The organism is Nocardia sp. BMG51109 (assembly GCF_000526215.1).
GTDB lineage: Bacteria > Actinomycetota > Actinomycetes > Mycobacteriales > Mycobacteriaceae > Nocardia.
Window position 1 is genome coordinate 5,376,055 of sequence record NZ_JAFQ01000004.1, and the last position, 24,339, is coordinate 5,400,393.

21 protein-coding genes are annotated in these 24,339 nt (G+C 69.8%); 11 read left to right on the top strand and 10 right to left on the bottom strand.

From position 1 onward, the window contains the following. The first annotated feature begins 30 nt into the window (after nucleotides 1–30). The gene (locus D892_RS0125785) at nucleotides 31–1,077 is read left to right on the top strand and encodes an amidohydrolase family protein (protein ID WP_024803998.1); all 1,047 of its coding nucleotides are present in this window, start codon (nucleotides 31–33) and stop codon (nucleotides 1,075–1,077) included. Between the two features lie 63 nt (nucleotides 1,078–1,140). Here D892_RS0125785 and D892_RS0125790 read toward each other — a convergent pair whose 3' ends face one another. Further along, complete coding sequence (locus D892_RS0125790) at nucleotides 1,141–2,031, bottom strand: IS5 family transposase (RefSeq protein WP_024803999.1); 891 nt, start codon at nucleotides 2,029–2,031, stop codon at nucleotides 1,141–1,143. A 171-nt stretch (nucleotides 2,032–2,202) separates the two neighbouring features. Next, complete coding sequence (locus D892_RS0125795) at nucleotides 2,203–2,856, bottom strand: TetR/AcrR family transcriptional regulator (protein WP_024804000.1); 654 nt, start codon at nucleotides 2,854–2,856, stop codon at nucleotides 2,203–2,205. A 278-nt stretch (nucleotides 2,857–3,134) separates the two neighbouring features. On the opposite strand from D892_RS0125795, the gene D892_RS0125800 reads away from it, so the two are divergent. After that, nucleotides 3,135–4,604: a DHA2 family efflux MFS transporter permease subunit gene (locus tag D892_RS0125800; RefSeq protein ID WP_024804001.1), complete on the top strand. Its 1,470-nt coding sequence runs from the start codon at nucleotides 3,135–3,137 to the stop codon at nucleotides 4,602–4,604. A 403-nt stretch (nucleotides 4,605–5,007) separates the two neighbouring features. On the opposite strand, the gene D892_RS0125805 is transcribed toward D892_RS0125800, so the two are convergent. Then, a complete protein-coding gene (locus tag D892_RS0125805) occupies nucleotides 5,008–7,119 on the bottom strand; it encodes a bifunctional diguanylate cyclase/phosphodiesterase (protein WP_024804002.1) in 2,112 nt (703 codons plus the stop codon). A 146-nt stretch (nucleotides 7,120–7,265) separates the two neighbouring features. Here D892_RS0125805 and D892_RS0125810 point away from each other — a divergent pair, with 146 nt between their 5' ends. The 4 genes from D892_RS0125810 (at nucleotide 7,266) to D892_RS0125825 (ending at nucleotide 13,113) form a co-directional block, all read left to right on the top strand. Further along, nucleotides 7,266–8,075: an SAM-dependent methyltransferase gene (locus D892_RS0125810; protein WP_024804003.1), complete on the top strand. Its 810-nt coding sequence runs from the start codon at nucleotides 7,266–7,268 to the stop codon at nucleotides 8,073–8,075. Between the two features lie 130 nt (nucleotides 8,076–8,205). Then, nucleotides 8,206–8,625, top strand: a complete 420-nt coding sequence (locus D892_RS43985) for a protease inhibitor I42 family protein (RefSeq protein WP_156959677.1) — start codon at nucleotides 8,206–8,208, stop codon at nucleotides 8,623–8,625. A gap of 241 nt (nucleotides 8,626–8,866) precedes the next feature. Then, the gene (locus tag D892_RS0125820; protein WP_024804005.1) at nucleotides 8,867–11,401 is read left to right on the top strand and encodes an AAA family ATPase; all 2,535 of its coding nucleotides are present in this window, start codon (nucleotides 8,867–8,869) and stop codon (nucleotides 11,399–11,401) included. A 110-nt stretch (nucleotides 11,402–11,511) separates the two neighbouring features. Continuing rightward, nucleotides 11,512–13,113, top strand: coding sequence for an FAD-dependent monooxygenase (locus tag D892_RS0125825; RefSeq protein ID WP_036567488.1), 1,602 nt, complete (start codon nucleotides 11,512–11,514; stop codon nucleotides 13,111–13,113). A 170-nt stretch (nucleotides 13,114–13,283) separates the two neighbouring features. On the opposite strand, the gene D892_RS0125830 is transcribed toward D892_RS0125825, so the two are convergent. Together D892_RS0125830 and D892_RS0125835 are read right to left on the bottom strand one after the other, a co-directional pair. Beyond that, nucleotides 13,284–13,634 carry a DoxX family protein gene (locus D892_RS0125830; RefSeq protein WP_024804007.1) on the bottom strand — a complete coding sequence of 117 codons (351 nt, stop codon included), beginning with the start codon at nucleotides 13,632–13,634 and terminating at the stop codon, nucleotides 13,284–13,286. Beyond that, nucleotides 13,631–13,789 carry a hypothetical protein gene (locus D892_RS0125835; RefSeq protein WP_156959678.1) on the bottom strand — a complete coding sequence of 53 codons (159 nt, stop codon included), beginning with the start codon at nucleotides 13,787–13,789 and terminating at the stop codon, nucleotides 13,631–13,633. The genes D892_RS0125830 and D892_RS0125835 overlap by 4 nt, the downstream gene beginning before the upstream one ends. An 80-nt stretch (nucleotides 13,790–13,869) precedes the next feature. Between D892_RS0125835 and D892_RS0125840 the strand changes: the two genes are divergently transcribed. The 3 genes from D892_RS0125840 (at nucleotide 13,870) to D892_RS49715 (ending at nucleotide 15,881) form a co-directional block, all read left to right on the top strand. After that, nucleotides 13,870–14,718, top strand: a complete 849-nt coding sequence (locus D892_RS0125840; protein WP_024804009.1) for a sigma-70 family RNA polymerase sigma factor — start codon at nucleotides 13,870–13,872, stop codon at nucleotides 14,716–14,718. Between the two features lie 264 nt (nucleotides 14,719–14,982). Next, a complete protein-coding gene (locus D892_RS43990; RefSeq protein WP_084161222.1) occupies nucleotides 14,983–15,375 on the top strand; it encodes an FAD-dependent oxidoreductase in 393 nt (130 codons plus the stop codon). After that, the gene (locus D892_RS49715) at nucleotides 15,360–15,881 is read left to right on the top strand and encodes a SidA/IucD/PvdA family monooxygenase (RefSeq protein WP_369801835.1); all 522 of its coding nucleotides are present in this window, start codon (nucleotides 15,360–15,362) and stop codon (nucleotides 15,879–15,881) included. Before D892_RS43990 ends, D892_RS49715 begins: the two co-directional genes overlap by 16 nt. Before the next feature lie 51 nt (nucleotides 15,882–15,932). On the opposite strand, the gene D892_RS0125855 is transcribed toward D892_RS49715, so the two are convergent. After that, nucleotides 15,933–16,553 carry a 2'-5' RNA ligase family protein gene (locus D892_RS0125855; RefSeq protein ID WP_024804012.1) on the bottom strand — a complete coding sequence of 207 codons (621 nt, stop codon included), beginning with the start codon at nucleotides 16,551–16,553 and terminating at the stop codon, nucleotides 15,933–15,935. Nucleotides 16,554–16,625: 72 nt separating this feature from the next. Here D892_RS0125855 and D892_RS0125860 point away from each other — a divergent pair, with 72 nt between their 5' ends. Continuing rightward, nucleotides 16,626–17,213 carry a GrpB family protein gene (locus tag D892_RS0125860; protein WP_024804013.1) on the top strand — a complete coding sequence of 196 codons (588 nt, stop codon included), beginning with the start codon at nucleotides 16,626–16,628 and terminating at the stop codon, nucleotides 17,211–17,213. A 510-nt stretch (nucleotides 17,214–17,723) separates the two neighbouring features. Here the strand turns inward: D892_RS0125860 and D892_RS0125865 are convergent. The 4 genes from D892_RS0125865 to D892_RS0125880 form a co-directional block, all read right to left on the bottom strand. Continuing rightward, entirely contained in the window at nucleotides 17,724–18,686 is a 963-nt protein-coding gene (locus D892_RS0125865) for a serine/threonine protein phosphatase (RefSeq protein WP_232236171.1), read from the bottom strand. Nucleotides 18,687–18,926: 240 nt separating this feature from the next. Then, nucleotides 18,927–20,678: a glycerol-3-phosphate dehydrogenase/oxidase gene (locus D892_RS0125870; RefSeq protein WP_024804015.1), complete on the bottom strand. Its 1,752-nt coding sequence runs from the start codon at nucleotides 20,676–20,678 to the stop codon at nucleotides 18,927–18,929. Between the two features lie 29 nt (nucleotides 20,679–20,707). Continuing rightward, entirely contained in the window at nucleotides 20,708–22,228 is a 1,521-nt protein-coding gene (gene glpK, locus D892_RS0125875) for a glycerol kinase GlpK (RefSeq protein WP_024804016.1), read from the bottom strand. Between the two features lie 50 nt (nucleotides 22,229–22,278). Beyond that, nucleotides 22,279–23,082 carry an MIP/aquaporin family protein gene (locus D892_RS0125880; protein ID WP_024804017.1) on the bottom strand — a complete coding sequence of 268 codons (804 nt, stop codon included), beginning with the start codon at nucleotides 23,080–23,082 and terminating at the stop codon, nucleotides 22,279–22,281. Between the two features lie 297 nt (nucleotides 23,083–23,379). Between D892_RS0125880 and D892_RS0125885 the strand changes: the two genes are divergently transcribed. Further along, the gene (locus tag D892_RS0125885) at nucleotides 23,380–24,138 is read left to right on the top strand and encodes an IclR family transcriptional regulator (RefSeq protein WP_024804018.1); all 759 of its coding nucleotides are present in this window, start codon (nucleotides 23,380–23,382) and stop codon (nucleotides 24,136–24,138) included. The last annotated feature ends 201 nt before the right edge of the window (nucleotides 24,139–24,339 follow it).

Here is a 24,339-nt window from a genome sequence, read left to right on the forward strand (position 1 = left end):
AGTGCAGCCGAAACCCCTTCCAGGACTGCGGTGACCAATGTGCGGATCTTCGACGGCCATCGCGTCGGCGAGCCGGTGACCGTGGTGATCGACGGAGCGGTGATCGGCACCGATCCCGCCGGTGCGCGCATACTCGACGCCGAGGGCGGGGTGCTGCTGCCGGGCCTGATCGACGCGCACGTCCACCTGGACGGGCCGGAGGCGGTGGACCGGCTTGCGGCACAAGGCGTGACGACCGCGCTGGACATGGCGGCCTGGCCACCGGAGGCGGTGGCCGCGCTGCGGCAGCTGACCGGGACGGCGAGCGTGCGCAGCGCCGGTCTGCCCGTCATCGGTCCGGGCGGCGGCCATGCCCGGATACTCCCGGCGGAGGCGATCATCCATCGCGCCGAAGAGGCCGAGCAGGCGGTGACGGCGCGGGTCACCTCGGGCTCGGATTATCTGAAACTGGTGCTGGAGGAGCCCGGTGCCGGTGGCCCCGACGCGGTGACGGCGAAAGCCGTTGTGGCGGCGGCACATGCGCAGCGGATGCTGGTCGTCGCGCATGCCGCCGCGCCGGGTGCGTATGCGATGGCGCTGGATGCCGGCGCCGACGTCGTCACGCACGTCCCGCTGGGTGCGCCGCTGCCGGGGCACGATGTCGTCCGGATGGCGAGTCGGGGCCGGGTCGCGGTGCCCACCCTCGCCATGGCGGAGGGGATCGCCTCGGGCGGCGATCGGGACGCCTGGACGGCGGCACTGACGAGCGTGGGCGAGCTGCACGCCGCGGGCGTGCCGATCCTGGCGGGCACCGACGCCAACAACACTCCCGGGGTTCCCTTTCACCCCGAGTTCGGTGCGAGCCTGCACCACGAACTGGAGCTGCTGGTGCGGGCGGGGTTGTCGACGGTGGCGGCACTGAACGCGGCCACCGCGCTGCCGGCGCGCTACTTCGGCATCGCGGATCGGGGTGTGATCGCTCCCGGCGGCCGCGCGGATCTGGTTCTGGTGGACGGTGATCCGGTCGCGGATATCGGCGCCACCCGCGCCATTCGCCAGGTCTGGTGCGGTGGGGTAGCCCGTCCGTCCACACGCTGAGACGGCGGGCCGCCGCGCTAGGGCCTGTGTCGAAGTGAGTGAAGGCGGGCTTGTGGCCCGCCTTCACTGGTGTCGGAGCCATTGGTTGATTGCGGCGATGTGGATGGTGGCCAGGTAGCGGACGGCGAGCTTGTCGTACCGGGTCGCCACGGCGCGGTGCTGTTTGAGCTGGTTGATGCCTCGTTCGACGGTGTTGCGGTCGCGGTAGACGACCGAGTCGAACGCTGAGGGGCGGCCACCGGCACGGCCGCGATTGCGGCGGTGGGCGGCCTGGTCGGCCGGGACCGGGATCGTCGCCTTGATCCCGCGCCGACGCAGCCAGTCCCGGTTATGACGGCTGGAGTACGCCTTGTCGGCAAGGACCCGATCCGGTCGTTTCCGCGGCCGCCCGCCGACCGGCTTGCCGACCTCGATCGCGTCGAGCACGGTCGTGAATTGAGGGCTGTCGGCGGCCTGACCGGCGGTGATCAACAGTGCCAGCACTCGGCAGCCTTGCTCACACGCCAGATGCAGCTTGCTCGTCCAGCCGCCCCGCGACCGGCCCAACCCGTGATCGGCAGGCTCGGGCTCACCGCGCCCGCCCGGCGGTTCGGCCTGCCCGCCGCCCTCGCGGCGGGCACCGGCAGCGTGGGGATGGGCGCGGGTGATCGTGGAGTCCACACTTACCTGCCATCCGATCAGCCCGGCCGCATCAGCGAAGACCTGCAACAACTTCCAGATCACCAGCCACACCCCGCCGCGCTGCCAGCGGCGGAACAACCCGTACACCGCCGACCACGACCCGTACTGCGGCGGCACGTCACGCCACGGGCAACCCACCCGCGTCCGCCACCGGATCCCGTCGATGAGCTGCCGTTTCGTCCATGTCGGCGGGCGTCCCGCCTTCTTCGGACGAGGCAGTAACGGCTCCAGCCGCGCCCACTGGGCATCGGTGAGATCCGCCCGCCCCGCCACCGCCCCGCCACCGCTACGCTGGGCACGAGGTCTCCGGTATTCGTTCTGGCTTGGTCGCTGAACTACTTACCGGAGACCTCACCCATCTGCCAACGCAGACAACAACTTTCAGAAGCAAATGAGGGTGGCACCACGCAGCGGTGCCACCCTCACTTCACTTCGACACACCACCTAGCCGTTCCGCCGAACGGGTGTGTGCGGGACCGGGATCCGATCCGGATCCGTGGCGTGCTCGCGCAGGAGCCGCAGCATTCCGGTGCGCGCCCGGTCGAAGACGGCCGGATCGTCGAGCAGCGTCGAGTCGGTGACGGCGCCGCGTTCCAGTGCGGCCAGTTCGAAGGCCAGCTGCGCCGGATCGGTGTCGGCGGTGATCTCGCCCAGCTGCTGGGCTTCCACGATGGTCTGGCGATGGAACTCGTGCCACTGCTGCCACACCGACACGATGGCGTCGCGCACCCGCCCGGGGCGTGACGCGAATTCCTCCCCGACCGAGAGGAAGAAGCAGGCGCCGTCGGCGGCGGCGTCGCGGGTGTGCTCGAGCCACGCCTCGCACAGCGTGCGCAGCCGGTCGATGCCGGACGGCTGCCGCAGTGCGGGGCCGATGACCTCGGCGATGAAGGTGGCCTTGGCCTCCTCGACGGCGGCCAGCTGCAGCTCCTGCTTCGACCCGTACAGGCCGAATACGCCGCTCTTGCTGGCGCCGAGGGTGGTGGCCAGGCGGCCGATGGTCAGCCGGTCCAGTCCTTCCACCGCGCCGATGCGGACCGCTTCGCGCACGATCGCGCGGCGGGTGTCGTGCCCGCGTGCCGGACGGGTCTCGGTCATCGCGCCTGGTCTCCTTCTTCGCAGCCCCCTCGGTCGTTTCGGATCTCCATCGTAGCCGAACGGTCGTTCGGCCAATGTGTGCGGCCGGCGGGTGGCGGCTGTCGGGTACGAGCGGGTTCGCCGGGGCGCTTGCCGCGCCTCGGGCCTCGGAACTCTTCGTCTCGCATTGACCGGAACGAACGGTCGTGCGTTAATGTTTCCGCACGAACGTTCGGTTCCAGCGATTGAGAGGTATGACCGATGTGCCCCTTCTCGACGATTCCCCCGGTGGGTGAACGATGACCGACGACATCGCCGGCCGGATTCCCGTGCGGTTTCCGGCGGGCCACGTACCGACGGCGAGCGGTCCGGCGATCGAGCCGCGCCGCGTGCTCCTGCTCACCTCGGTGGCCACCTTCGTGGCCTTCCTCGACATGTCCGTGGTGAACGTGGCGTTCTCCGATATCGCCGCCGGCTTCCCCGGCACGGCGCTGCCCACGCTGTCGTGGGTGGTGTCCGGATACGCCGTATTTTTCGCGGCCGTGCTGACCCCGGTCGGCCGCTACGCCGACGTATTCGGCCGCAAGGCCGTCTTCCTGTGGTCGCTGCTGGCCTTCACCGTCGCGTCGGCGTTGTGTGCGGCGGCGCCGGGCATCGAATTCCTCATCGCCGCACGGTGTTTGCAGGGCGCCGCGGCCGGCGGCATGATTCCCGCCGCGCTCGGACTGGTGCTCGGCGCGTACCCGCCCGAGCGCCGGATGGCGGCGGTGGCGGCCTGGGCGGCGGTGTCCTCGGCGGCCGCGGCGTTCGGTCCGGCGCTCGGCGGCCTGCTGGTGTGGGCGTGGGACTGGCGGGCGGTGTTCCTGATCAACGTCCCGGTCGGTGTGTTCGCCCTCGCGGCCGGCCGGTCGTGGCTGCCGAAACTCGCGCCCGATCTGCGGGTGCGGCCCGATCCGGTGGGCGCGGCGCTGATCGCGCTCGGTGTCGGCGCGATCGTCGTCGGGCTGACGCAGGGCGGCGAATGGGGATGGGCCGGTGCGGGATTCCTCGTGACCTCGATCGGCGGCGCGGTGCTGCTGGCGGCCGGGATCGGGCGTTCGATGCGGCATCGTGCGCCGACGTTCGAGGTACACCTGTGGGCCGACCGGAAGTTCGCCGCCGCCGGCGCGGTGTCGTTCCTGTTCGGCATCGCGATGTTCGCGTGGTTGCTGGCCTGTCCGCTGTGGACGATCGTGGTCTGGAAGTACTCGATCTGGGAAGCGGGACTGGCGAATTCACCGGGCGCGTTCACCGCGGCCGTCGGCGCCGGCATCGTCGGCAGGTCCAAGAATCCGGACATCCAGCGCATCGCCACCGTCGCGGGGGCGGTGCTCTTCGGCGTGTCCGGCGTGCTGTTCGCGCTGCTGTTGCACGAGCAGCCGCGATTCCTGGCGGTGTGGCTGCCGGTCGGGTTGCTGTCCGGGCTGGCCATCGGCCTGCTGATGACGGCGGTGTCGTCGGCCGCGGCGACCGCCGTGCCGCCGGAGAAGTTCGCCTCCGGGTACGGCATGAGCATGACCGCGCGGCAGATGGGCGGCGGCCTGGGTATCGCGGCCTTCGCGGCGATCACCACCACGGTCACCACGGGGTGGCTCGACGGGCTGCACGCGGTGTTCTGGTTCGCCGCGGCGGCGATGATCCCGGTGGTACTGGCCGCGCTGCCGATGACCGGCGGTCCGGCGCCCGTCGACCGTGCCGTGCCGGGCGAGGGTGTGCGGCCGGATTCGTAGCGGAAATCTTCGAGGCGGGAGGGGAATCTCGGAGAAACGATGCGGGACCGGGAGATCCGCGCGCCGCGCGGCCCCGGCCTCGTGCTCCGCGGTGAGTACGAGGCCGCGCACACGGTGGCCGGCCGGGATGTCACTGCTGCAGGATGTGCTCCAGCAGCTTCTCGCCCTCCAGCAGTAGGAGGAACAACCCGTAGTAGATCGTGAGCATAGTGAATAAGTGTGCAACACGATGTGGCGGCGGGGGTGGGTTTGCCGGCGGATCCGGACGATCGCGCTGGTCGCGACCGGGGGATCGTGGTGTATCACACCCGGCCGCTCCGGCCGCCCGGATCGCCGGCGGCCCGTCGTCGAACCTCGAAGGCGGCGGGCCGGATTCGGTGCCGGTCAGGTGAATTCGGTGCGGTCAGGTGAATTCGGTGTCGGCGAGCAGCTTGGCGATTTGCTCGGCGGGCATCGGGTGGTGGAAGAACCAGCCCTGGGCGGTATCGCAGCCCAGCTCCAGCAGCCGCTCGGCCTGATGCCTGGTTTCGACGCATTCGGCGGTGACGCTGAGCCCGAGGGCGTGGCTGAGGTCGACGACGGTGTGCAGGACGAGCAGATCGCTGCGGCCGGACACGCCGGGCGTGCGGATGCGGTGGATGAACGGGCCGGCCAGCTTGACCACGTGCAGCGGCAGCCGGCCCAGATAGGCGAGATTCGAATAGCCCGTACCGAAGTCGTCGATGGCGATGCGCACGCCCGTCTCGGCGAGGGTGCGCAGGGCCTGCAGCGGCCGCCCGGTGGTGTGCATGAACGCCCGCTCGGTCAGTTCGAGTTGCAGGCGGCCGGGTTCGATCCCGGTATCGTCGATGGTCCGCTGTACCCGGTCCAGCCAGCTCGGGTCGGCCACCTCCGCCGCCGAGACATTGACGCTGAGCACCGGCGTGTGCGCGCCGAAGCGGTCGTACCAGGCGCGGGCGGCGCGGCAGGCCTCCGTCAGCACCACCGCGCCCAGGGCGCCGATATGGCCGTTGTCCTCGGCCAGATCGACGAACCTGGTCGGGGTGAGGACGCCGAGTTCGGGGTGGCGCCAGCGCACCAGCGCCTCCACGGCCACCGGTGTGTGGTCGGTGAGCGTCATGATCGGCTGGAACTCCAGGAAGAACTCGCCGCGGCCCAGCGCCGCCGGCATCGCCGCGGACAGTTCGGCGCGGGTGTGCTCGCGGCGGCGCCGATCGGCGTCGAATACCGCGTACCGGCCGCGGCCGTCGGCCTTGGCCCAGTACATGGTGGTGTCGGCGGCCTGCAGCAGTTCGTCGGTGGTGGTGTGGTCGGCGCGTTCGGTGGCCACGCCGATGCTGGCGGTGACGGCGAACCGGTGGCCGTGGATGTCGAACGGTGCGGCGAAGGCGTCGAGCACGGTGCGGGCCAGCCGGGTCAGTTCGGCGTTGTCGGCCGAATGCGGCACCAGGATGACGAACTCGTCACCGCCCATGCGGGCCACGACCTGGTCCGGGTGGGCGAGGCACGAGTTCAGCCGGACGGCGGCCTGCCGCAGCAGTTCGTCGCCGGCCGCGTGCCCGAAGGTGTCGTTGACGTTCTTGAAATGGTCGAGGTCGACGTAGCACAGGCCGATGCGCGTGTCCGGGGCCGCGAAGGCGGTGGCGAGGGCGTCGAAGAAGCGGGTGCGGTTGGCCAGGCCGGTGAGCGGGTCGTGGTGGGCGCGGTGGTGCAGCCGCTCGCGCAGCGCGCGCCGCTCGGAGATGTCCTCCACCAGCACCAGCGTGTACTGGGGCCGGCCGCCCTCGTCGCGGATCAGCGAGACGTTGATGTTGGTCCACACCGTGTGGCCGTCGCGGTGCAGGTAGGCCTTCTCGACCGACACGTTGTCGTGCTTGCCGCACAGCACGCCGCCGTAGAGCTTCCACGTGTCCGGCGGGTCGTCGGGGTGGGTGAGGTCGTCGACGTTCAGCTCGGTCATCTCCTCCGGCCGGTAGCCGAGCATGGTGGCGAACGCGGCGTTGACCTCGATGATCCGGCCCGTCATATCGGACAGCCCAGTGCCGATGCCGGCCTGCGAGAACACTGCGCGCAGTCGCGCCTCGCTGGCGCGCAGGCGCTTCTCGACCAGGCCCCGGGCGGCGATGTCGGCGCTGCGCAGGCTTTCCTGCTCGCTGAGCAGCCAGGCCCGGAACGCCCGCAGGTAGCCGGCGGCGAAGGCGGCGAGCACCTCCGCGGACCGGTCGGCGGGTATGCCGGCCGCGGCGAAGTGGGTGCTGAGGGCGGCGATGCTGCGGCCGAGCACCTCGTCGCCGACGAAATGCGCACGGGCCAGCCGCACCCCGGCCTCGGCCGCCCGCCCGGTGCCGCCGCGCTCGGCGACGGTGTCGAGCTCCGCGGCGAGGTCGGTCAGCAGCTCGCGCACCTCGGCGGGGCTCAGGGGCACGAAGTGATCCTGCGGCCCGCCGTCGAGCGCGGCCGCCCACCGCTCGGCCAGGCCGGCGTGCGAGACGTCGTCGGACCCTTCCCACGCCATGAAGAGCGATCCTAGTCGCGCCGCCCGGCGAGCGTGAACCGCCTACGTGTCGGTGGTCGCTCGAATACCATTGCGATGCTGTGCCTTCCGGTACCGGCGGTGTCCGGAATCCGGTGCGCGGCGCGATGTTCCACAGGGAGGTTTCGATGGCCGGACCGAGTTGGGCGCCCGAGGGGATCGATCCGGATCGGCCCAGCGCCTCGCGTGTCTACGACTTCTTCGTCGGCGGCATGCACAATTTCGAGATCGACCGCGCGCTGGCCCGGCAGATCGAAGCGTTCACCCCGAACGTGGCCGAGGTGATGCGGGCGAACCGGGATCTGTTGCGGCGGTGCGTGCGTCATCTGGTGGATGCCGGGATCACCCGGTTCCTCGATCTCGGTTCGGGCATTCCGACCGTCGGCAACGTGCACGAGGTGGCGCAGGCGCGCGATCCCGGCTCGCGGGTGGTCTACGTCGACATCGATCCGGTCGCGGTCGCGCACGGCCGGGCGATCCTGGCCGGCGACGAGCGGGTGGCCGTCGTCGAGGCCGACGTCGCCGAGCCCGACCGGATCCTCGCCGATCCGGCGGTGGCCCGGTTGCTGGGATCCGGCGGGCCGGTAGCCGTGTTGCTGCTGGGCGTGTTGCATTTCGTGCCCGACGCGGCCGATCCGGCCGGTTGCGTGGCGCGGCTGCGGGAGGCGGTGGCGCCCGGCAGCTATCTGGCCGTCACGCATGCCACCGCGGACGGCCAGCCCGCCGAGGTGCTGGAGGCGCAGAGGCTGTCCGGCCGCACCTCCACCGAGATCGTCCTGCGTTCCCGGGAGGAGATCGCCGGGTACTTCGGCGACTGGACGCTGCTCGAGCCGGGCCTGGTGCCTCTGCCGCTGTGGCGGCCCGACGATCCGGGCGACGTGGGGGACCGGCCCGAGCTGTCCGGGGCGTACGGCGGGCTCGCGCGCAAGGACCGGTAGCGGCCGCCGCGACAGCGGAACATGTTGGCGGGAGGCGGGTTTCGCTGCCCGTAGCCGAGTGCCGGTGCGCGGCTGTAAGGTGTGGGCGCCTCGACGTAATGGAAGGACTGTGGTGCGTACACCTTTGCTGATGGTTGTGTCCGGACTGGCCCTGGCGGCCGGTGGCCCGAGTGCGCTGGCGGTGGCCGATCCGCTGCCGGTTGTGCGGATGGCCGAGCCGGTGTCCGAGCCGATGGTGGTGGGCACCGACGCCAACGGCCAGTCGACCTCGCTGTCGTCCGGGCAGGAGCTGGTGGTCGCGCTGCCCGATACGCCGTCCACCGGCTATCGCTGGCAGATCAGCGAGATCGATCAGGGCGTGCTGCACCAGGAGGGCGAGCCGCAGTTCCGGCAGGACCCGGGCGGCGGCCTGACGATCGGCGGGCCGGGCACCTCGGTGTGGGCCTTCACCGGTGGCGATCCGGGGACCACCCGGCTGTCCCTGGTCTCGGTGCGTGCGGGGGACCCCGCTCCGGCGCAGGAGTTCTCGCTGAACGTCACCGTGCAGTGAGTCGCCTCGGGCGGTAGGCGCCCTGACGGAATCCCGGCCTCGTGCGTGTTCGACGCGCGGCGTCGGGATTTCTATCCGGATCGGACGCTGATCGATTGCCGCCGAACCGGATTCGTTCCCGCACACGGCCTCGAGATAGTGGTTGCGCTGGACTGGCGTGGCGGATGTTACTGGGGCGTAACGGATCTCGGTCGAGCGTTCGAAAAGTGATCACCGTATTCGGAGTTATATAGTCCTCGGTGTGTATGAACCGGGCATCGGGCCGGTCGGTGACCTGCCGATGCCGACCCACACCTTCGTCGGCCGGGACCGCGAACTGGCGCAGATCGACGACCTGCTGCTGAGCGGCGTGTTCCGGTTGATCACGCTGGCCGGTCCGGGCGGTATCGGGAAGACCAGGCTGGCGGCCGAGGCCGTGCGCCGTTTCCGTGCCGGCAATACTGCCGTCCGGGTCCACTGGGTGCGGCTGGCCCGTCTGGCCGCGTGCTCGGACCACGCCGCGGTGGAACGCGAGACGGCGCGTTCGGTGATCGAGGCCGATTTCTCCGAGCGGCCCGGGTGGGAGGTCCTGGTCGATACGCTGGCCGGCGGGGAGGCGGCGGGCCGCGACCGGCGCACCGTCCTCGTGTTCGACAACTGCGAACACGTGCTCGACGGACTCGTGCGGTTCATCACCGACCTCCTCGAGGCGATCCCGGGACTGACCGTGGTCGCCACCAGCCGCGGCCCGATCGGCTGGATCGATGAGCATCTGGTGAACGTGCCGCCGTTGACCGAACAGCAGGCCCTGACGCTGTTCCGGCAGCGCGCCGGACTCACCGGCCATCCGGTGACCGGCGCGGACCAGGAAGCGATCGCCGCCGACATCTGCCGCCGTGTGCACAACCACCCGCTCTACATTCAGCTCGCCGCCGCGCGGCTGCGGCATCGGTCGCCGGCCGGTATCCGCGCCGAACTCAGTGGCCGCGCGGACGATCGGCGGATGCAGTGGACGACCGGGCCGCGCGCGGGGGCCGACCCGCGCCATCGCCGGGTCACCGACGTCATTCGATGGTCCTACGAATTGTGTTCCGACGCGGAGCGTCTCCTGTTCGACCGGCTGTCGGTGTTCGCCGCCGGATACGACACGAATCCGGACGACGGCAACGCCGGCGTGGCCGACGTGGGGGCCGACCTGGCGGCGATCCGGGCCGTCTGCGGTTCCGGCCCGGACGACGGCGACACGGTTATATCCTTGCCCGGCAACGAGATTCAACGCCTGCTGGACGGGCTCGTCGACCAGTCGCTGGTGACCGTCCACATCACCACGTCGACCGTGCGGTACAGCCTGCTGGAAAGCTTACGGGTGTTCGCGTCCGAACAGCTGCGCCGGCGCTCGGGCGACGACGCCGGCGAACCGGCCCGCCTGGCCCGCCGGCATCTGCGCTACTACCGGGACCGGGTGAGCGATGCCGCCGGACGCTGGTTCTCCCCGGCGGAACGAGAGCTGCTGGACTGGGCGAGGGCGTCGTGGGACAACATCGTCACCGCCATCGAGACCTCGCTCACCTCGCCCGGCGAGGCGGCGTCGGGTCTGGAGATCTGCCTCGGATTGATCGCGCTGCGCGTGCCCTTCGTGCGTGGGTCGATGCGCGACATCCGGCGCTGGACCGAACGCTGCCTGGACGCCACGGCGACGGAGACCCCGCAACCGGCCGAGTTGCAGGTGGCCGCCCGCTCGGCGATCGCCTGGCTCGCCGTGCGCCGCGGCCAGTCGGCCGACGCCAACCGCCTGCTGGAGGACTGCGTCGCGGCCTGCGTTCCGCAGGCCGGCGGCACCGACTGGCGCAACCACCCGGAGACCGATTTCGGCCTGCCGCCGCAGCTGGAATTGGCCTGGGGCACCGAGCTTTTCATGGACAAGCGCGATCCGCGCGCGATCGTCGTGCTGGTGCGGGCCCGGGACCAGTTCCGGCGCCTCGACGACGGCGGCGGGGAGATGATGGCGGGCATGTTCGCCGGCATCGCGGCGGGTCTGCTCGGATCGTCGCGGCAGGCCCACGACATCTCCCGGTACTGCCTCGAGCACGCCCGCGGTTCGGGGGCGCTGTGGGCGACCTCGTGGGCCGAGCTGAGCTGGGCGATCACCTTGATCAAACACGGCGATCCCGCGGCGGCCGAGGCCGTGCTGCGGCACGCGCTGGCACATCAGCTGACGATGCGTGACCAGTGGGGCGCGGCGTGGTCGGTGGAGTTGCGCACCTGGGCGCTGGGCGCGCTCATCGGGCGCGGCGGCGGGGAGCGCGACCGGGCGCTCGCCACCGAGATCGCCCGGCTCGCCGGGGGCGTGCGTGCCCTGCGCACCAGGCTGGGCATCGACATCGACGCGATGGGGACGTTCGCCGACGAGTCGCGCCGGGCCGTCGCGGCCGCGCGCCGGGTGCTGGGCGGCACCGCCTACGCGGCCGCGGAGGCGCGCGGGGCGCGGCTGCGCCCGGAACACAACGAGGTGCATCGGCTCGCCCTGGGCGAGGCGATCGCGGATACCACGCCGATCGTCACCGAGTCGTGGTGCACGCTGTCCGCGGTCCAGCTGGAGATCGCCGTCCTGGTCGCGGCGGGCTACACCAACGGCGACATCGCCCGTCGCCGGGGGAAATCCAAGCGTACGGTCGATGCGCAGGTCGCGGCGATATTCTCGAAACTGGGGGTCTCGTCGCGGCGGGAGATCGAGAAGGACGTACCGGCCCGCCTCGTGCCCGACGTCGAAGCAGAACTCCGGCGGCGGCTCGCGTAACCCGGTGGGTAGGTAGGCAGCTTTCTAGGTACCCGGCGAGAACACTCTATTCCGCTGCCGCCGTGGACATGTGACAGTCGTGTCGTCAGCGATCCGATACGAGGGAAAACATGTCTCGCTCCGCCATTCCGGATGACTCCGTACTCATCGTGGGCGCCGGGCCCACGGGCACCACGCTGGCGATCGAACTACGCCGCCGGGGCGTGCCGTGCCGGGTGATCGACAAGCGCAGCGGACCCGCCGAGACGTCGCGTTCCTTCACACTGCATGCCGGCACGCTGGAGGGGTACGCGCGGGCCGGTTTCGCCGACCGCTTCCTGGAGCGCGGAATCCGCAGCGTGTCCATGGACTACCACTTCCAGGGCTTCGGAGATGTTGCGCGACTGGACTTCACGCAACTGCGCAGCCGTTTCCCCTTCACCCTCGTCATCGAGCAGGACGCCACCGAGGAGATCCTGCGCGAGCAGCTCGCCGTGCTCGGCGTGTGCGTGGAGTGGGACACCGAACTGTGCACCGTCACGACCGCCGCCGACGGCCGCATCGCGGCGGTCCTGCGGCACGGCCCGGGGGAGGAGACCGCGCACCCGGCCTGGCTGGTGGGGTGCGACGGGCTTCGGAGCACCGTGCGCACGCAGATCGGCTCGGACTTCCAGGGCGACGAGTACACGGGCATGGAGATGCGGATGATGGATGTGCCGCTCGAGGGTTTTCCGCTGAGCGGCAACAGCATTCACTACCTCATCAACGAGGATCGGATGCTGCTGATCACCAAGCTGCCGGGCGGCTGCTACCGGATACTGATCAGCGACAGGCGGGGCGAGCGCGGCACCGAGACCAACGCCACCACCGAGGCCGCCCGCGCCGCGTTCCAGCGGGTCGTGGACGACTACTTTCACGGCAGTGTCACCCTCGGCACGCCGAAATGGAATACCGTCTTCGACATCTGGCGGCGCATGAGTACGAGCTATCGGCGCGGGCACATCTTCGTCTGCGGCGATGCCGCCCATATCAATTCGCCCGCCGGCGGGCAGGGGATGAACGCCTGTATCCAGGACGCGTTCAACCTCGGGTGGAAGCTCGCGGACGTCGTCAACGGCGGTGCTCGCGAGGCGCTGCTGGATTCCTATGAGCGGGAACGGCGCCCGATCGGCGAGCAGGTCGCCGAGGGGACCCACCTGCTGCACCGCGTCATGATGGCGCACGGCGAACCGATCCCGGAGCGGGTCGCGATCGCCCGGGAACCCGGGTTCAATCACAAAGCCGTGGAACAGATTTCGGGCCTCTCCTATACCTATCGCGATGTCGTGCCCCAGCCGCCGGGCCTCGTGCCGCCGGGCGGGCTCACGGCCGGCGACCGCGCGCCGGATGTCGCCGTCACACCGGCGCTGTCTCTGCACGAACTGCTGCGCCACCCCGACTACACCCTGCTGGTATTGCAGCGGGACCCGCGGTCGGCGGCCGCGGCCGCGATCGCGGAGGCCGCCGCGCCCTACGGGCACCGGGTGCGCGTCATGGTGGTCGTGCCCCCGGACATGGCGGTGGTCGCGCCGGCCGGGGCCATCGTCGCCCGCGGTACCGCGGTGCACGACCTGTACGGCGACCCCGGCGCGGACATCCTGTGCCTGGTGCGCCCCGACGGGTACATCGGCCTGCGGTGCCGGGCCGCCGACCGCGAGGCGCTGTGCGGGATGCTCGACGCGATCCTGACGTGATTCCGATGGTCGCGGTGGGCAACGGTGCCGCCCGGCGTGCCTGGAGGGGACCCGCCGGACGAGCACGGTGCCTGTACCGCGAACGGCGGCGAGCCCGCGGGATGATCCCCGGCTCGCCGAAACCCGGGTCGCGCCCGGCAGGGCGGTGTTCGCTCTGCCGGGCGCAGCCCTCAGGCGGTCGCGAAGTACCCGACCGAGGCCACGGCCAGGAGCAGGAAGGCCGCGGGGAAGGCGATGTTGTGGAATACCCGCGCTCGCACGTGGGCCAGGGTCGCGCCGACGAAGAACAGCGTCAGGCCGACCGCGGCGGCCGCTCCGAGGAGCGGCACGCCGAGGAGGCCGAGTATCAGGCCGGCTACGCCTGCTCCCTCCAGCAGGGCCAGGTAGGGGATCCATTGCGGCGGTACCCCCACTTCGGCGGAGTTCTGCATGACGATCCGGGCCCGGACGGTCTTCGCGGCTACCTCGAGGGCGTTGGCGACGATGCAGCAGATGGTCGCGACGAGTAGTACCGCTGTCATCGGGTGTACCTGCTCAGCGCGGTGACCGGTCGCGGGGCGGCCTGTCCGCCCGCCCATTCCGCCCTCGGTGCGGCTCGCTCGATCGCGGCGAACAGGTTGGCCGCGTCGACGTCCGGGACCCGCTCGGGGGTGGTGCCGACAATCGGTACGCTCATGGGAGTCGTCTCCTCTACGGGTGCGTTCGTCTTGCTCTCGCTCTTCTTGACGCCGCGCATGCAGGAAAGGTGACACCGCCGTGGGATTCGTCGAAAAGTTCGAGGCCGCGCGGCCGCGGCTGCTGTCGCTGGCCCACCGGATCGTCGGCTCACAGCACGACGCCGAGGACGCGGTCCAGACCGCCTGGCTGCGGGTGCAGTCCGCCGACCCGGCCGCCGTGGTCAATCCCGACGGCCTGTTCACCACGGTGACCGCGCGGATCTGTTTCGACCACCTTCGCGGCCGCGAACGACGCGCCGAACTTCCGCTGCTGCCCTCGGACATCCCCGGCGAGCAGCTGGCCGCCGACGAGGAGTTCCTCCGCCGCGACGAGGTGTCCCGGGCCCTGCTCGTCCTGCTCGGCGAGCTGTCGCCGAAACAGCGGGTGGCGTTCGTCCTGCACGACCTGTTCGCCGTCCCGTTCGACCAGGTCGCGGCCGTGCTCGACACGACTCCGGCCACGGCGAAGAAGCTGGCCAGTCGCGCGCGGATCCGGCTCCGCGAGGCCGACCCGGCCGAACCCGACCGCAGCGCAGAACATTTCGAGATCATCGACGCCTTCCTGGCCGCGGCCCGGGGTGGCGACATCGCCCGGCTGGTCTCCCTCATGGCACCCGGCGTCGTCCGCACGGCAGACCCCGCGCTGCTTCCGCAAGGCGGCCGGACCACCGTCCGCGGAGCCACGGAGGTCGCCGAGGAAACCCGAGCCTTCGTCGACCGGATCACCGCCGCCGTCCCACTTCTCGTGGGCGGGCACCCGGGAGCGGTCATCGCCCCGGGCGGACATCCGTTCGCCCTCATTCGTTTCCGGATCGACAGGGGGCTGATCGCGGGGATCGACATCGCTCCCTGCGTGCCCGGCACCTTGTTACCGGCCGCACCCGGCTGAAGCGCCTCATACGCCGCCGCACGGCACACCGATCTCCCATGCATGGAGGGAGAGATCGGTGCATCGCCCGGAACTACCTTCGACGGCGATCCGTTCGGCGACGTTTCGCAGATCGCTGGACCGGCAGCTCTCGATCCTCGTTGTCGTTGTCGCCTACGGACTCGACGCCGTGGCCGGGACGGGCGTGCGACAGGGGGTTGTCCGTGAAATTTCACGAACGTAAAGTCCTGGAAGGCAAGACTTTTCAGCCGAACGGTAGTTGGTATGTCTGGTGTGCGTGTGGCCGTGATCGGAGCCGGTATCTCCGGGCTGGTGACGGCGAAGGTCTTGCGGGACGACGGGTTCGACGTCGTGATATTCGAGAAGGGACCTGCGATCGGTGGCGTGTGGTCCGAATCGCGTACGTATCCGGGTCTGCGTACCAACAACTCTCGCGACACCTACGCGTTCTCCGACCATCCGTACAGCAGGTCGGCCGATATGTTTCCCACCGCGGCGCAGGTCCGTGAGTATCTGGACTCCTATGTGCGTCGCTTCGGCCTGGAACCCCACCTTCGCCTGGCGGCCGAGGTCGTCCGCTGTCCCGTCGTGGTACGGTATTCGAGGTCGTCGTTCACACCGGAAGCGATTGCGTCACATCGATTTTCGATTTCGTAGCGGTATGTGCCGGTGTTTTCTGCGAGCCGCAGATACCGGAAATCAAGGGAATGCTCCGGTTCGGGGGCCGGTTACTGCACTCCAGCCAGGCGACCGATCCTGCGCTGTTCGAAGGGCAGCGGGTCGTCGTCGTGGGCGCGGGGAAGTCGGCACTGGACCTGGCGACCTGGGCCGCGTCTCACGCGACCGGCTGCGCGCTCGTTTTCCGAAAGCCCCACTGGATGGTTCCGCGCTACTTCTTCGGTCGCATCCCGTCCGACCAGCTGCTGACGACCCGCGCAAACGAAGCGTTGATTCCGTACCACCGCCTCAACCGGATCGAGCGGTCGCTACACGGCCCGGGCAGAGCGTTGATACGACTGGTCTGGTGGGTGATCTCGGTCCTGATTCGTCTGCACTCGAGAATGCCGGCTCCGTTCTTCCCGGCCCGGTACCTCGGTATCGCCGCGGAACGTCGCCGACAGCGTGTGGAAACCCGGTCACAGCGGTGCCCGCCGAGGGAGTGACCATCGGTACTGTCGATCGCCCGCTGCCGCGCCGGTTGTCCGAGCGGTGGCCTATGGTTCAGGATCGCCTGATAGGGAAATGCGTGAAAAGACTTGCCACGCATACGATCTCTCTCGTCGCTCGAGTATCACCAGCAGCACCTCGTCGATGGTGATATGCGCCTTTCGCGCGGTCCGGTTGATCTCGTCGACCGCGGTCACGCTGTCCGCGGTCGGTATCTCATCGGAATTCGCATAGGCGATGGTGATGTGCGGAGGGTACGGTTTCGGTTCTCGCAAAGAAAGTTCCGGGTATCCGGCGAGTGCCGCCGAGCGCAGCGTGTCGCGGAGGTCGTGTATCGGCTCCGCAGGCAAGACATCGAACGCCACCGCGCTGCCCAGGCCGCTCGAGCGCCCGGTCCCGATCTCGAAGGGAGAGAAGGACTCGCACGCCTTCCTTGCCGAGGTTTCGATCGAACCGATTTGGTCGGATGTGATCTCGTCACCCGCTCCGATCCTGTCCAGCGTGAGGTGCAAGCCCTCCGGTGGTGTCGGGTCGAAGTACGGATAGTCGATGAGCGCTTGGCATTCCGCCGCGAGCGAATGCAGTGCCGGAGACTTCTCGAACGTCAGGAACCAGTAGTAGCCGAGTGTTCCCAGCGGACGTGCCCAGTGGTTCCGAAGCTTTCGCATACCTCTCCCGGATCAGGTTGGTCACGCTGTTCGGTGATGCCGAACACTCGTCACCCCGGTAGGTTACGTGTGATGCCGACGTTCGAGGAGATCACCCGCCACCGCGAACCGGACCCGTCCGAGGATCCGTGGGTCGACGGGCCGCCCCCGCCGGAAACGATCACGATCGTCTCCTACGACCCGGAGTGGCCGCGCCGATTTCGGACCCTGGCTGCCGATATCCGGTCCGTGCTCGGCGATGTCGTCCTGGACATCGAACATGTCGGATCCACCGCGGTCGAGGGATTGGCGGCGAAGGACGTCATCGACATCGCTCTCACCGTCGCCGACTCGCGACAGGAGAGCGTATATGTCCCCGCGCTCGAACGCCTCGGCTATTTCCTCACTGTCCGAGAGCCCTCGTTCCACGAGCATCGATGCCTTCGACTCCGCGACCCTCGCGTGAACCTGCACGTGTTCGGCCCGGACTGTCCGGAGACCCTCCGGCAGCGCATGTTCCGTGACTGGTTGCGTGCCCACCCGGACGATCGCGTTCTCTACGAGGACGCCAAACGCGCGGCGATTCCCGGCGGCGGCAACGTCATGGACTACAACGGACGCAAGCACAAGGTGATCCGCGAGATCTACGACCGCCTCTTCCGCGCCGCCGGGATGAAATAGGTTCTCCGCAACAGTGATCAAGACTGTGGCACATCGCATTACGCGCGCATGACCGGTCGGCCCGCCGATCCGCGACGCACCCGTGCGCACTTCCCTGGATATCACCGGAAAACACGATGCTCTCCACTGTGTCCCGCTGTCGGACACTTCGGGGCTTCTCCCTTGCAACGCCAAGTCCGGCCCCGTCGCCGGGTCGAGCCGATGCCCGGCCCTTCGGTCCGCCGATCGAACCCCAACGCACGGACACTCCTCGGTCGTCGGACCCGCTCTCCTCGGCAGCGGGTGCCTTCCAATACGCCGAGCCCGAGGGAAAGACGTTGAGCAACAGGGCGATTGGCTTGATCCGGTGGGACCTGACCGCCGACGAGCAGGGAGGGGGAACGCCGACTTCAGCATGAGCTTGCCGAGAGCCGCCGCCGCAGCCGGCGACTCGCCGACGCTATGGCGGCCGTTCGAGGGCGAGGCGAAACCGTGGTGCCACAGTCGAAGTCGATACCGAGTGAACCTGTGTCACAAACCGGAGTACTCCGCGTGGATGTCGCCGCCGAACAGTCTCCAGTAGAAGGCGTTCATCTTCGCGGCGGTAGGTGCATGCCGGGTGAGGATCGCGGCCACCGTCGGCGGAACGTCATCCGGGACGCGGCCGGCGGCGCATTCGAGCACGTACTCGTTGCGGGCGGCCGGGCCGCGGCCGGCGGGCATCGGTACCCCGCAGACGTCGGTCACCAGCCAGTTGACCAGTCGCATGGCGGCGTAGCCTGCGTCATGAGTGGCGTGGCGCTCGGCGAAATCGCGCTCAGCGGGCGACAAGTCGAAATGTGGCGATGTGGCGAGCCCGAAGTCGCTGAGATAGATCCGGTGTCCGTCGGTGCGCATGTTGCCGAAGTGCCCGTCCATGTGCAGCAGGTCCCGCTGGCGCAGGAACGTCACGATCTCTGAAAGCTGCCGCTCGACTGCGGCGGCCTTGGCGGCCGGGTTCTCGCGCAGCCAGTCCGCTATCGGGTGCGGGATGTATTCGCAGAACAGCACGAGGCTGCACGGTGCGGCGGCCAGCGCTTCGAGACGGGCCCGCACCGCCGGGCAGCCGCCCTGGGCGGTGACCACCATGTCGATGTCGGCGTGTTCGGCCGCGATCGGCGAGCGGCCGGGTAGCACCCGCCAGTGGTAGAGCACCGGGAACGACTGCGTCTCACCGGCCAGGACGGCGTCGGTGACGAGGCCGTTCGCGGCCAGCTCCCGCCACGCGGTGAAGCTGGGACCGCCGATGCCGTACTGGCAGAACATCGGCAGGTCGAACAGGTTCGCTGTGGAACCCGGGTTCGCGAGCTCCCGATCGGTCAGCGGGATGCGCTTGGCGAATACCGGCACGCCGTCGACGTCGATGACCGCCGTCCCGCCGCCCACACCCACGTTGGTTACCCGGCCGGTGGCCACGAGCGCAGCGAGCTCGATGTCGCTGTGGGAAGCCAGCAAGGCCGAGAGTCTTCGGTGGCGAGCGGTCCTGGAAGCTGTCACCGCGCGAGTCTGCCACGGACCGGACTGTTGACCGGTTGCGGTGTCGAGGCCGAGGAAGCTGCCGCGACCGCTCTGCGAGGACACGCACGTCTTGGTGCGTAGTTACACGAGTATTGGGGAGGGCGCGAACCGTATGAAAGTAGGCGCGGTCGCCGCCCGCCTTCGGCCTCTTGCGTTTCGGGCCCGGCGGGCCGGTTGTCAGGATGCCGCCATCAGCCTGGCGGCGTTGGCGGTGGCGTCGTCGGGGGCCTCGTTGGCGGTGAGTTCGGCGTGGACTCGATTGTGGTAGCGGGTGAGTTCGGCGGTCTTGGTTTCCTCGGTCCAGCCGAGGTAGGGGGCCACGAGGTCGGCTATCGCTTCGGCGGCGGTGCGGCCTCGGTCGGTGTATTCGATGGAGATTCGGGTGCGGCGGGTGAGGATGTCGTCCAGGTGGAGGGCGCCCTCGTGGGTGACGGCGTAGACCGCTTCCACGGCGAGGTAGTCGGCGGCGCCGGGGAGAGGCAGACCGAGTTCCGGTGCGGCGTAGATCATTCCGAGGAGCTCCGTCGTCAGGGATCCGTAGCGCTCCAGCAGGTGGGAGATCGTTTCGGCGGACAGTCCGGCTCGCCGGGCTACGCCCTCGCGGTCGCGGAGCAGTTCATGGTAGCCGACCGCGCCGACGATCGGCAGGCTCTCGGTGATCGACGGTGCGACCGCCTGCCCGAAGCCCGTCACCGCGGCGTCCACCACGTCGGCGGCCATCACGCGGTAGGTGGTGTACTTGCCGCCGGCGATCACGAACAGGCCCGGAACCGGTTCGGCCACAGCGTGTTCGCGGGACAGCTTCGAGGTGACGCCGGACGCGCCGGACAGCAGCGGGCGCAGGCCCGCGTAGGTGCCGACGATGTCGTCCTCCGAAAGCGGTTCGCGCAGTAGCGCATTGACGTGGTCGAGGATGTAGCGGACGTCGGCGGCGGTGGCCACCGGGTGGTTGCGGTCCAGGGACCAGTCGGTGTCGGTGGTGCCGATGATCCAGTGCTCGCGCCAGGGGATCACGAACAGCACGCTCTTCTCGGTCTTCATGATCAGGCCGGTGTGCAGGTCCAGCCGCTCGCGCGGCACCATGATGTGCACACCCTTGGACATCCGCACGTGGAACGGGAAGTCCACGCCCGTCAGTGCATTCATCTCGTCGGTCCACACGCCGGTCGCGCTGATCACGCTGCGCGCCCGCACGTCGTAGGTGCGGCCGGTCTCCTGATCCGTGACCGTTGCCCCGACCACGCGCCCGCAGTGCCTGTCGGGCATCAGCTCTGGGCCCTGCGTGGTGACGCGGGCCGCCTGCTCCGGGCCCTGACCGCTGATGCCGTCGCGCAGCAGCCCGGTCACCCTCGTGCGGGTGAGCACGGTGGCGCCGTGCCGGGCGGCGGTGCGGGCGATCATCATGGTGTGGCGGGCGTCGTCGACCTGTGCGTCGGAATAGCGGATCGCGCCGGTCATGGCGTCCGCGCGCAGGGCCGGCGCCGATTCCAGTGCGCGCGAACGGCTCAGGTGCCGGTGCATGGGCAGCGCGCGGGCCCCGCCCAGGGTGTCGTAGAGCGCGACGCCCGCGCCGATGTAGGGGCGCTCCCAATGTCGTTGCAGCGGGAACAGGAACGACACCGGGCGCACCAGGTGCGGCGCGAGCCGGTTCAGCAGCAGGCCGCGCTCCTTGAGCGCCTCCCGCACCAGCGCGAAGTCCAGCTGCTCCAGATAGCGCAGGCCGCCGTGGATGAGTTTGCTGGAGCGGCTGGAGGTTCCGGCGGCCCAGTCGCGGGCCTCCACCAGGACCGTGGTCAGGCCCCGGGACGCGGCGTCCAGCGCCGCCCCGGCACCCACCACGCCACCGCCGATGACCAGCACGTCGATATCGTTACGCCGCAGGGCGTTCAGGCCCTCGGCGCGGTACTGCGGATCCAATTGTGGTGTCACAGCGGTATTTCTCTCTCGTTCCTTACGGATCAGTCGTCGACGTCGACCCAGTCGAGCGTGCGGGCGACCGCCCGCTTCCATCGGGCGTAGCCGCGTTCGCGCTGCTCCTCGGACCAGGTCGGGGTCCAGCGCTTGGATTCCTGCCAGTTCTCCTGCAGTTCGTCGACGTCCTTCCAGAAGCCGACCGCGAGTCCGGCGGCGTAGGCGGCGCCCAGCGCGGTGGTCTCGGCGACCACCGGCCGCGACACCGGCACACCCAGGAAGTCGGACTGTAGTTGCATGCACAGCTCGTTGGCGGTGACGCCGCCGTCGACGCGCAGGACGTCCAGCGTCACACCCGAATCGGCCTCCATGGCCTCCACGACATCGCGGGTCTGGTAGCAGATGGCCTCCAGCGCGGCGCGGGCCAGGTGCGCGTTGTTGCTGTAGCGGGACAGCCCGACGATGACGCCGCGCGCATCCGAGCGCCAGTAGGGCGCGAACAGGCCGGAGAACGCCGGGACGAAGTACACGCCGCCGTTGTCGTCGACCTGCCGGGCCAGCGATTCGCTCTGTGCCGCACCGGAAATGATGCCGAGCTGGTCGCGCAGCCACTGGATCGCCGAGCCGGTGACCGCGATCGAGCCCTCCAGCGCGTATACCGGATCCTCGCCGCCGAACTGGTAGGCGACGGTGGTGAGCAGGCCGTGCTGCGAGCGCACGATCTCGTGACCGGTGTTGAGCAGCAGGAAGTTTCCGGTGCCGTAGGTGTTCTTCGCTTCGCCGGGGCGGAAGCACAGCTGGCCGACCGTGGCGGCCTGCTGGTCGCCGACGACGCCCGCGATCGGCACCTCGGCCTGGAACGGTCCGTCGGCCAGCGTGGTGCCGAACAGGTCCGGATTCACCGAGGGCCGGATCTCGGGCAGCATCGCGCGCGGCACCCCGAACAGCTCCAGCAGCTCGTCGTCCCACGCCAGCGTCTCGAGGTTCATCAGCATGGTGCGGCTGGCGTTGGTGACGTCGGTGACGTGGTGGCCGCCCCGCGGGCCGCCGGTGAGATTCCACAGCACCCAGGTGTCGGCGGTGCCGAACAGCGCGTCGCCGCGTTCGGCCGCGGCCCGCACGCCGGGCACGTTGTCCAGGATCCACTTCAGCTTGCCGCCGGCGAAGTACGGTGCCGGGAGCAGGCCGGACTTGTTCCGGATGGTGTCGGAGTGACCGGCGCGGTCGAGTTCGGTGACGATGCGGTCGGTGCGGGTGTCCTGCCAGACGATGGCGTTGTAGTAGGGGCGCCCGGTGTGCCGGTTCCACACGATCGTGGTCTCGCGCTGGTTGGTGACGCCGATCGCGACCAGATCCTCGGCGGTCAGATCCGCCTTCGCCAGCGCGGTCTTGATGACGGTGCTGGTGCGCTCCCAGATCTCGGCCGGATTGTGTTCGACCCACCCGGCGTTCGGCATGATCTGCTCGTGTTCGAGCTGCCAGCGGGCGACCTCGTTGCCGCCGTGGTCGAACACCATGAAGCGCGTGCTGGTGGTGCCCTGGTCGATGGCTCCGACGTACCGGGTCATCGCGGGGTTCCTTTCCGGAAGGGGGAGGGGAGACGGGGGAATTCGGGGGCTCAGAAGACGGCCGCGGAGACCAGGCCGGCGAGCGCCCCGCCGACCAGCGGTCCGAGGATGGGCACCCAAGCGTAGGCCCAGTCGCTGTTCTTGCGTTGCGGCACGGTCGTTTCGGCGTATTCGCCCGCGGATCGGGCGCCGGTGCCGGCGGGGACGCGGTCGGGTGCCGCCCGGTGCACCGGGAGTACGGCGTGCGCCAGCCGAGGGCCCAGGTCGCGGGCCGGGTTGATGGCGTATCCGGTGGGGCCGCCGAGAGAGGCGCCGATGCCGACGACGAGCAGGGCGGCCGCGAGCGGGCCGAGCCCGGTCGGGGTGTTGCCGATCCCGATGATGACCAGCACCAGCACGAAGGTGGCGACCACCTCGGTCGCGAAATTCCACGTGTAGGAACGGATTTCGGGAACCGTGGCGAAGACGCCGAGTTTCTTCCCGGCATCGGGCTCGGCGTCGAAATGCTGCTTGTAGGTCAGATAGGCGGCGCTCGCGCCGAAAAAGGCACCGACGATCTGACCGGCGAGATAGGCGATCGTGGTACCGACTGTGATGTCGATGCCGGGCGCGTACTCGTCGGCGCCGCTGAACAGTTTTCCGATCGTGACCGCCGGATTGAGGTGGCCGCCGGTCTTGTAGGCGACGTAGACGCCGCTGAACACACCCAGGCCCCAGCCGAAGTTGATCAGTAACCAGCCGCCGTCGAATCCCTTGGTCTTCGCCAGGAGCACGTTCGCGACCACACCCACGCCGAGCAGGGCCAGCACGCCCGTGCCGAGTGCCTCGCTGAGGAAGATCGAGCCGAAGTTCACCGTTGAGCCTCCGTCTGCCATCGGCCGCCGCTGCGGCCGTCCTGTTCGTGACGGTACGGGCGCTCCTGCGGCCCGGACACGGTGGTCATTCGACAATGTCGAACCGCAGGGGTGGAGCATGATCGCCGGGAGCGCTACTGTCCGGCAGTCGTAGGAATCATATGGCCCAGGTCACATACCGTGTTCGAGGACGGCGCCGGGGCGTCGCGGGTGTTCGACATCGTCGAATCCGGGGTGCCGTGCCGGGCGTGCGCGGCACGGGGACGGCCGCGCGGGCCCGTCCGTAAGGTTGCGTGCATGCCGGGTCCGATTCAGTCGATCGAACGCGCGGCGGCCGTGCTGCGACTGCTCGCCCGCTCCGGCCGGCTGGGGGTGGGCGACGTCGCCGCGGCGCTCGGGCTGGCGAAGCCGACCGCGCACGGCATTCTGAGCACCCTGCGGGGCGTCGGATTCGTCGAGCAGGATCCGGGTGGCAAGTACCGGCTGGGCACGCCGCTGCGGGAGGTCGGCGGCGGCTATCTCGACCCGAACGACCTGCGCTCGCGCGCGATCAACTGGGCCGATGCGCTCGCGGCGCGGACCGGTGCGGCCGTGCGGATCGCCGCCCGGGCCGGTAGCGACGGTGTCGTGGTGGTGCATCACGTCTTCCGCCCCGACAACACCGAGCAGGCGCTGGAGGTCGGCGAGGACCTGCCGCCGCACGCCACCGCGCTGGGCCGGGTGCTGCTCGCCTCGGATGCGGATCTGGCGGCACAGGTGCTGTCCGGGAAGCTCCCGCGGCTGACCCATCGCACCGTCGTCGACCGTGCGGAGCTGGATCGGGTCGTGGCGGAGGCGCGCCGCGCCGGATGGGCGGGTGTGGTCGAGGAGTTCCGCAGCGGCGTGGCCGGGGTGGCCGCGCCGCTGCGGGCGCACGGCGGGCTGGTCGTCGGCGCGATCGGTGTGACGGGGCCGGTCGATCGGTTGTGCGATGCCCGGCTGCGGTTTCGGCGGCCGGTGGTCGAGCACGTGCGTGATGCGGCGCGCGCGGTGTCGCGGGAACTGGGGGAGCAGTGACGCTCGAGTGTCCGCCTCCGGCCGCCACGGTGTCGCACAGCGCAAGCGCCACGGTGTCGCACAGCGCAAGCGCCACGGTGTCGCACAGCGCACGCGCCACGGTGTCGCACAGCGCACGCGCCGCGGTCGACCGTGCGGGCCGCGGCGAGGACGTGCCGGGGTCGTCGGCCGGAGGCGCCGGGCAACTCTCGCGGGAAGGTG

Bases quoted from the DNA above. Each gene is read 5' to 3' on its own strand.
- glpK (WP_024804016.1), bottom strand. From the start codon at position 22,228: ATGACCCGGTACGTCGGAGCCATCGACCAGGGCACCACCAGCACGCGC.
- D892_RS0125830 (WP_024804007.1), bottom strand. From the start codon at position 13,634: ATGACAGCGGTACTACTCGTCGCGACCATCTGCTGCATCGTCGCCAAC.
- D892_RS0125810 (WP_024804003.1), top strand. From the start codon at position 7,266: ATGGCCGGACCGAGTTGGGCGCCCGAGGGGATCGATCCGGATCGGCCC.
- D892_RS43985 (WP_156959677.1), top strand. From the start codon at position 8,206: ATGGTTGTGTCCGGACTGGCCCTGGCGGCCGGTGGCCCGAGTGCGCTG.
- D892_RS0125800 (WP_024804001.1), top strand. From the start codon at position 3,135: ATGACCGACGACATCGCCGGCCGGATTCCCGTGCGGTTTCCGGCGGGC.
- D892_RS0125855 (WP_024804012.1), bottom strand. From the start codon at position 16,553: ATGCGAAAGCTTCGGAACCACTGGGCACGTCCGCTGGGAACACTCGGC.
- D892_RS0125825 (WP_036567488.1), top strand. From the start codon at position 11,512: ATGTCTCGCTCCGCCATTCCGGATGACTCCGTACTCATCGTGGGCGCC.
- D892_RS0125885 (WP_024804018.1), top strand. From the start codon at position 23,380: ATGCCGGGTCCGATTCAGTCGATCGAACGCGCGGCGGCCGTGCTGCGA.
- D892_RS0125805 (WP_024804002.1), bottom strand. From the start codon at position 7,119: ATGGCGTGGGAAGGGTCCGACGACGTCTCGCACGCCGGCCTGGCCGAG.
- D892_RS43990 (WP_084161222.1), top strand. From the start codon at position 14,983: ATGTCTGGTGTGCGTGTGGCCGTGATCGGAGCCGGTATCTCCGGGCTG.
- D892_RS0125860 (WP_024804013.1), top strand. From the start codon at position 16,626: ATGCCGACGTTCGAGGAGATCACCCGCCACCGCGAACCGGACCCGTCC.
- D892_RS0125795 (WP_024804000.1), bottom strand. From the start codon at position 2,856: ATGACCGAGACCCGTCCGGCACGCGGGCACGACACCCGCCGCGCGATC.
- D892_RS0125835 (WP_156959678.1), bottom strand. From the start codon at position 13,789: ATGAGCGTACCGATTGTCGGCACCACCCCCGAGCGGGTCCCGGACGTC.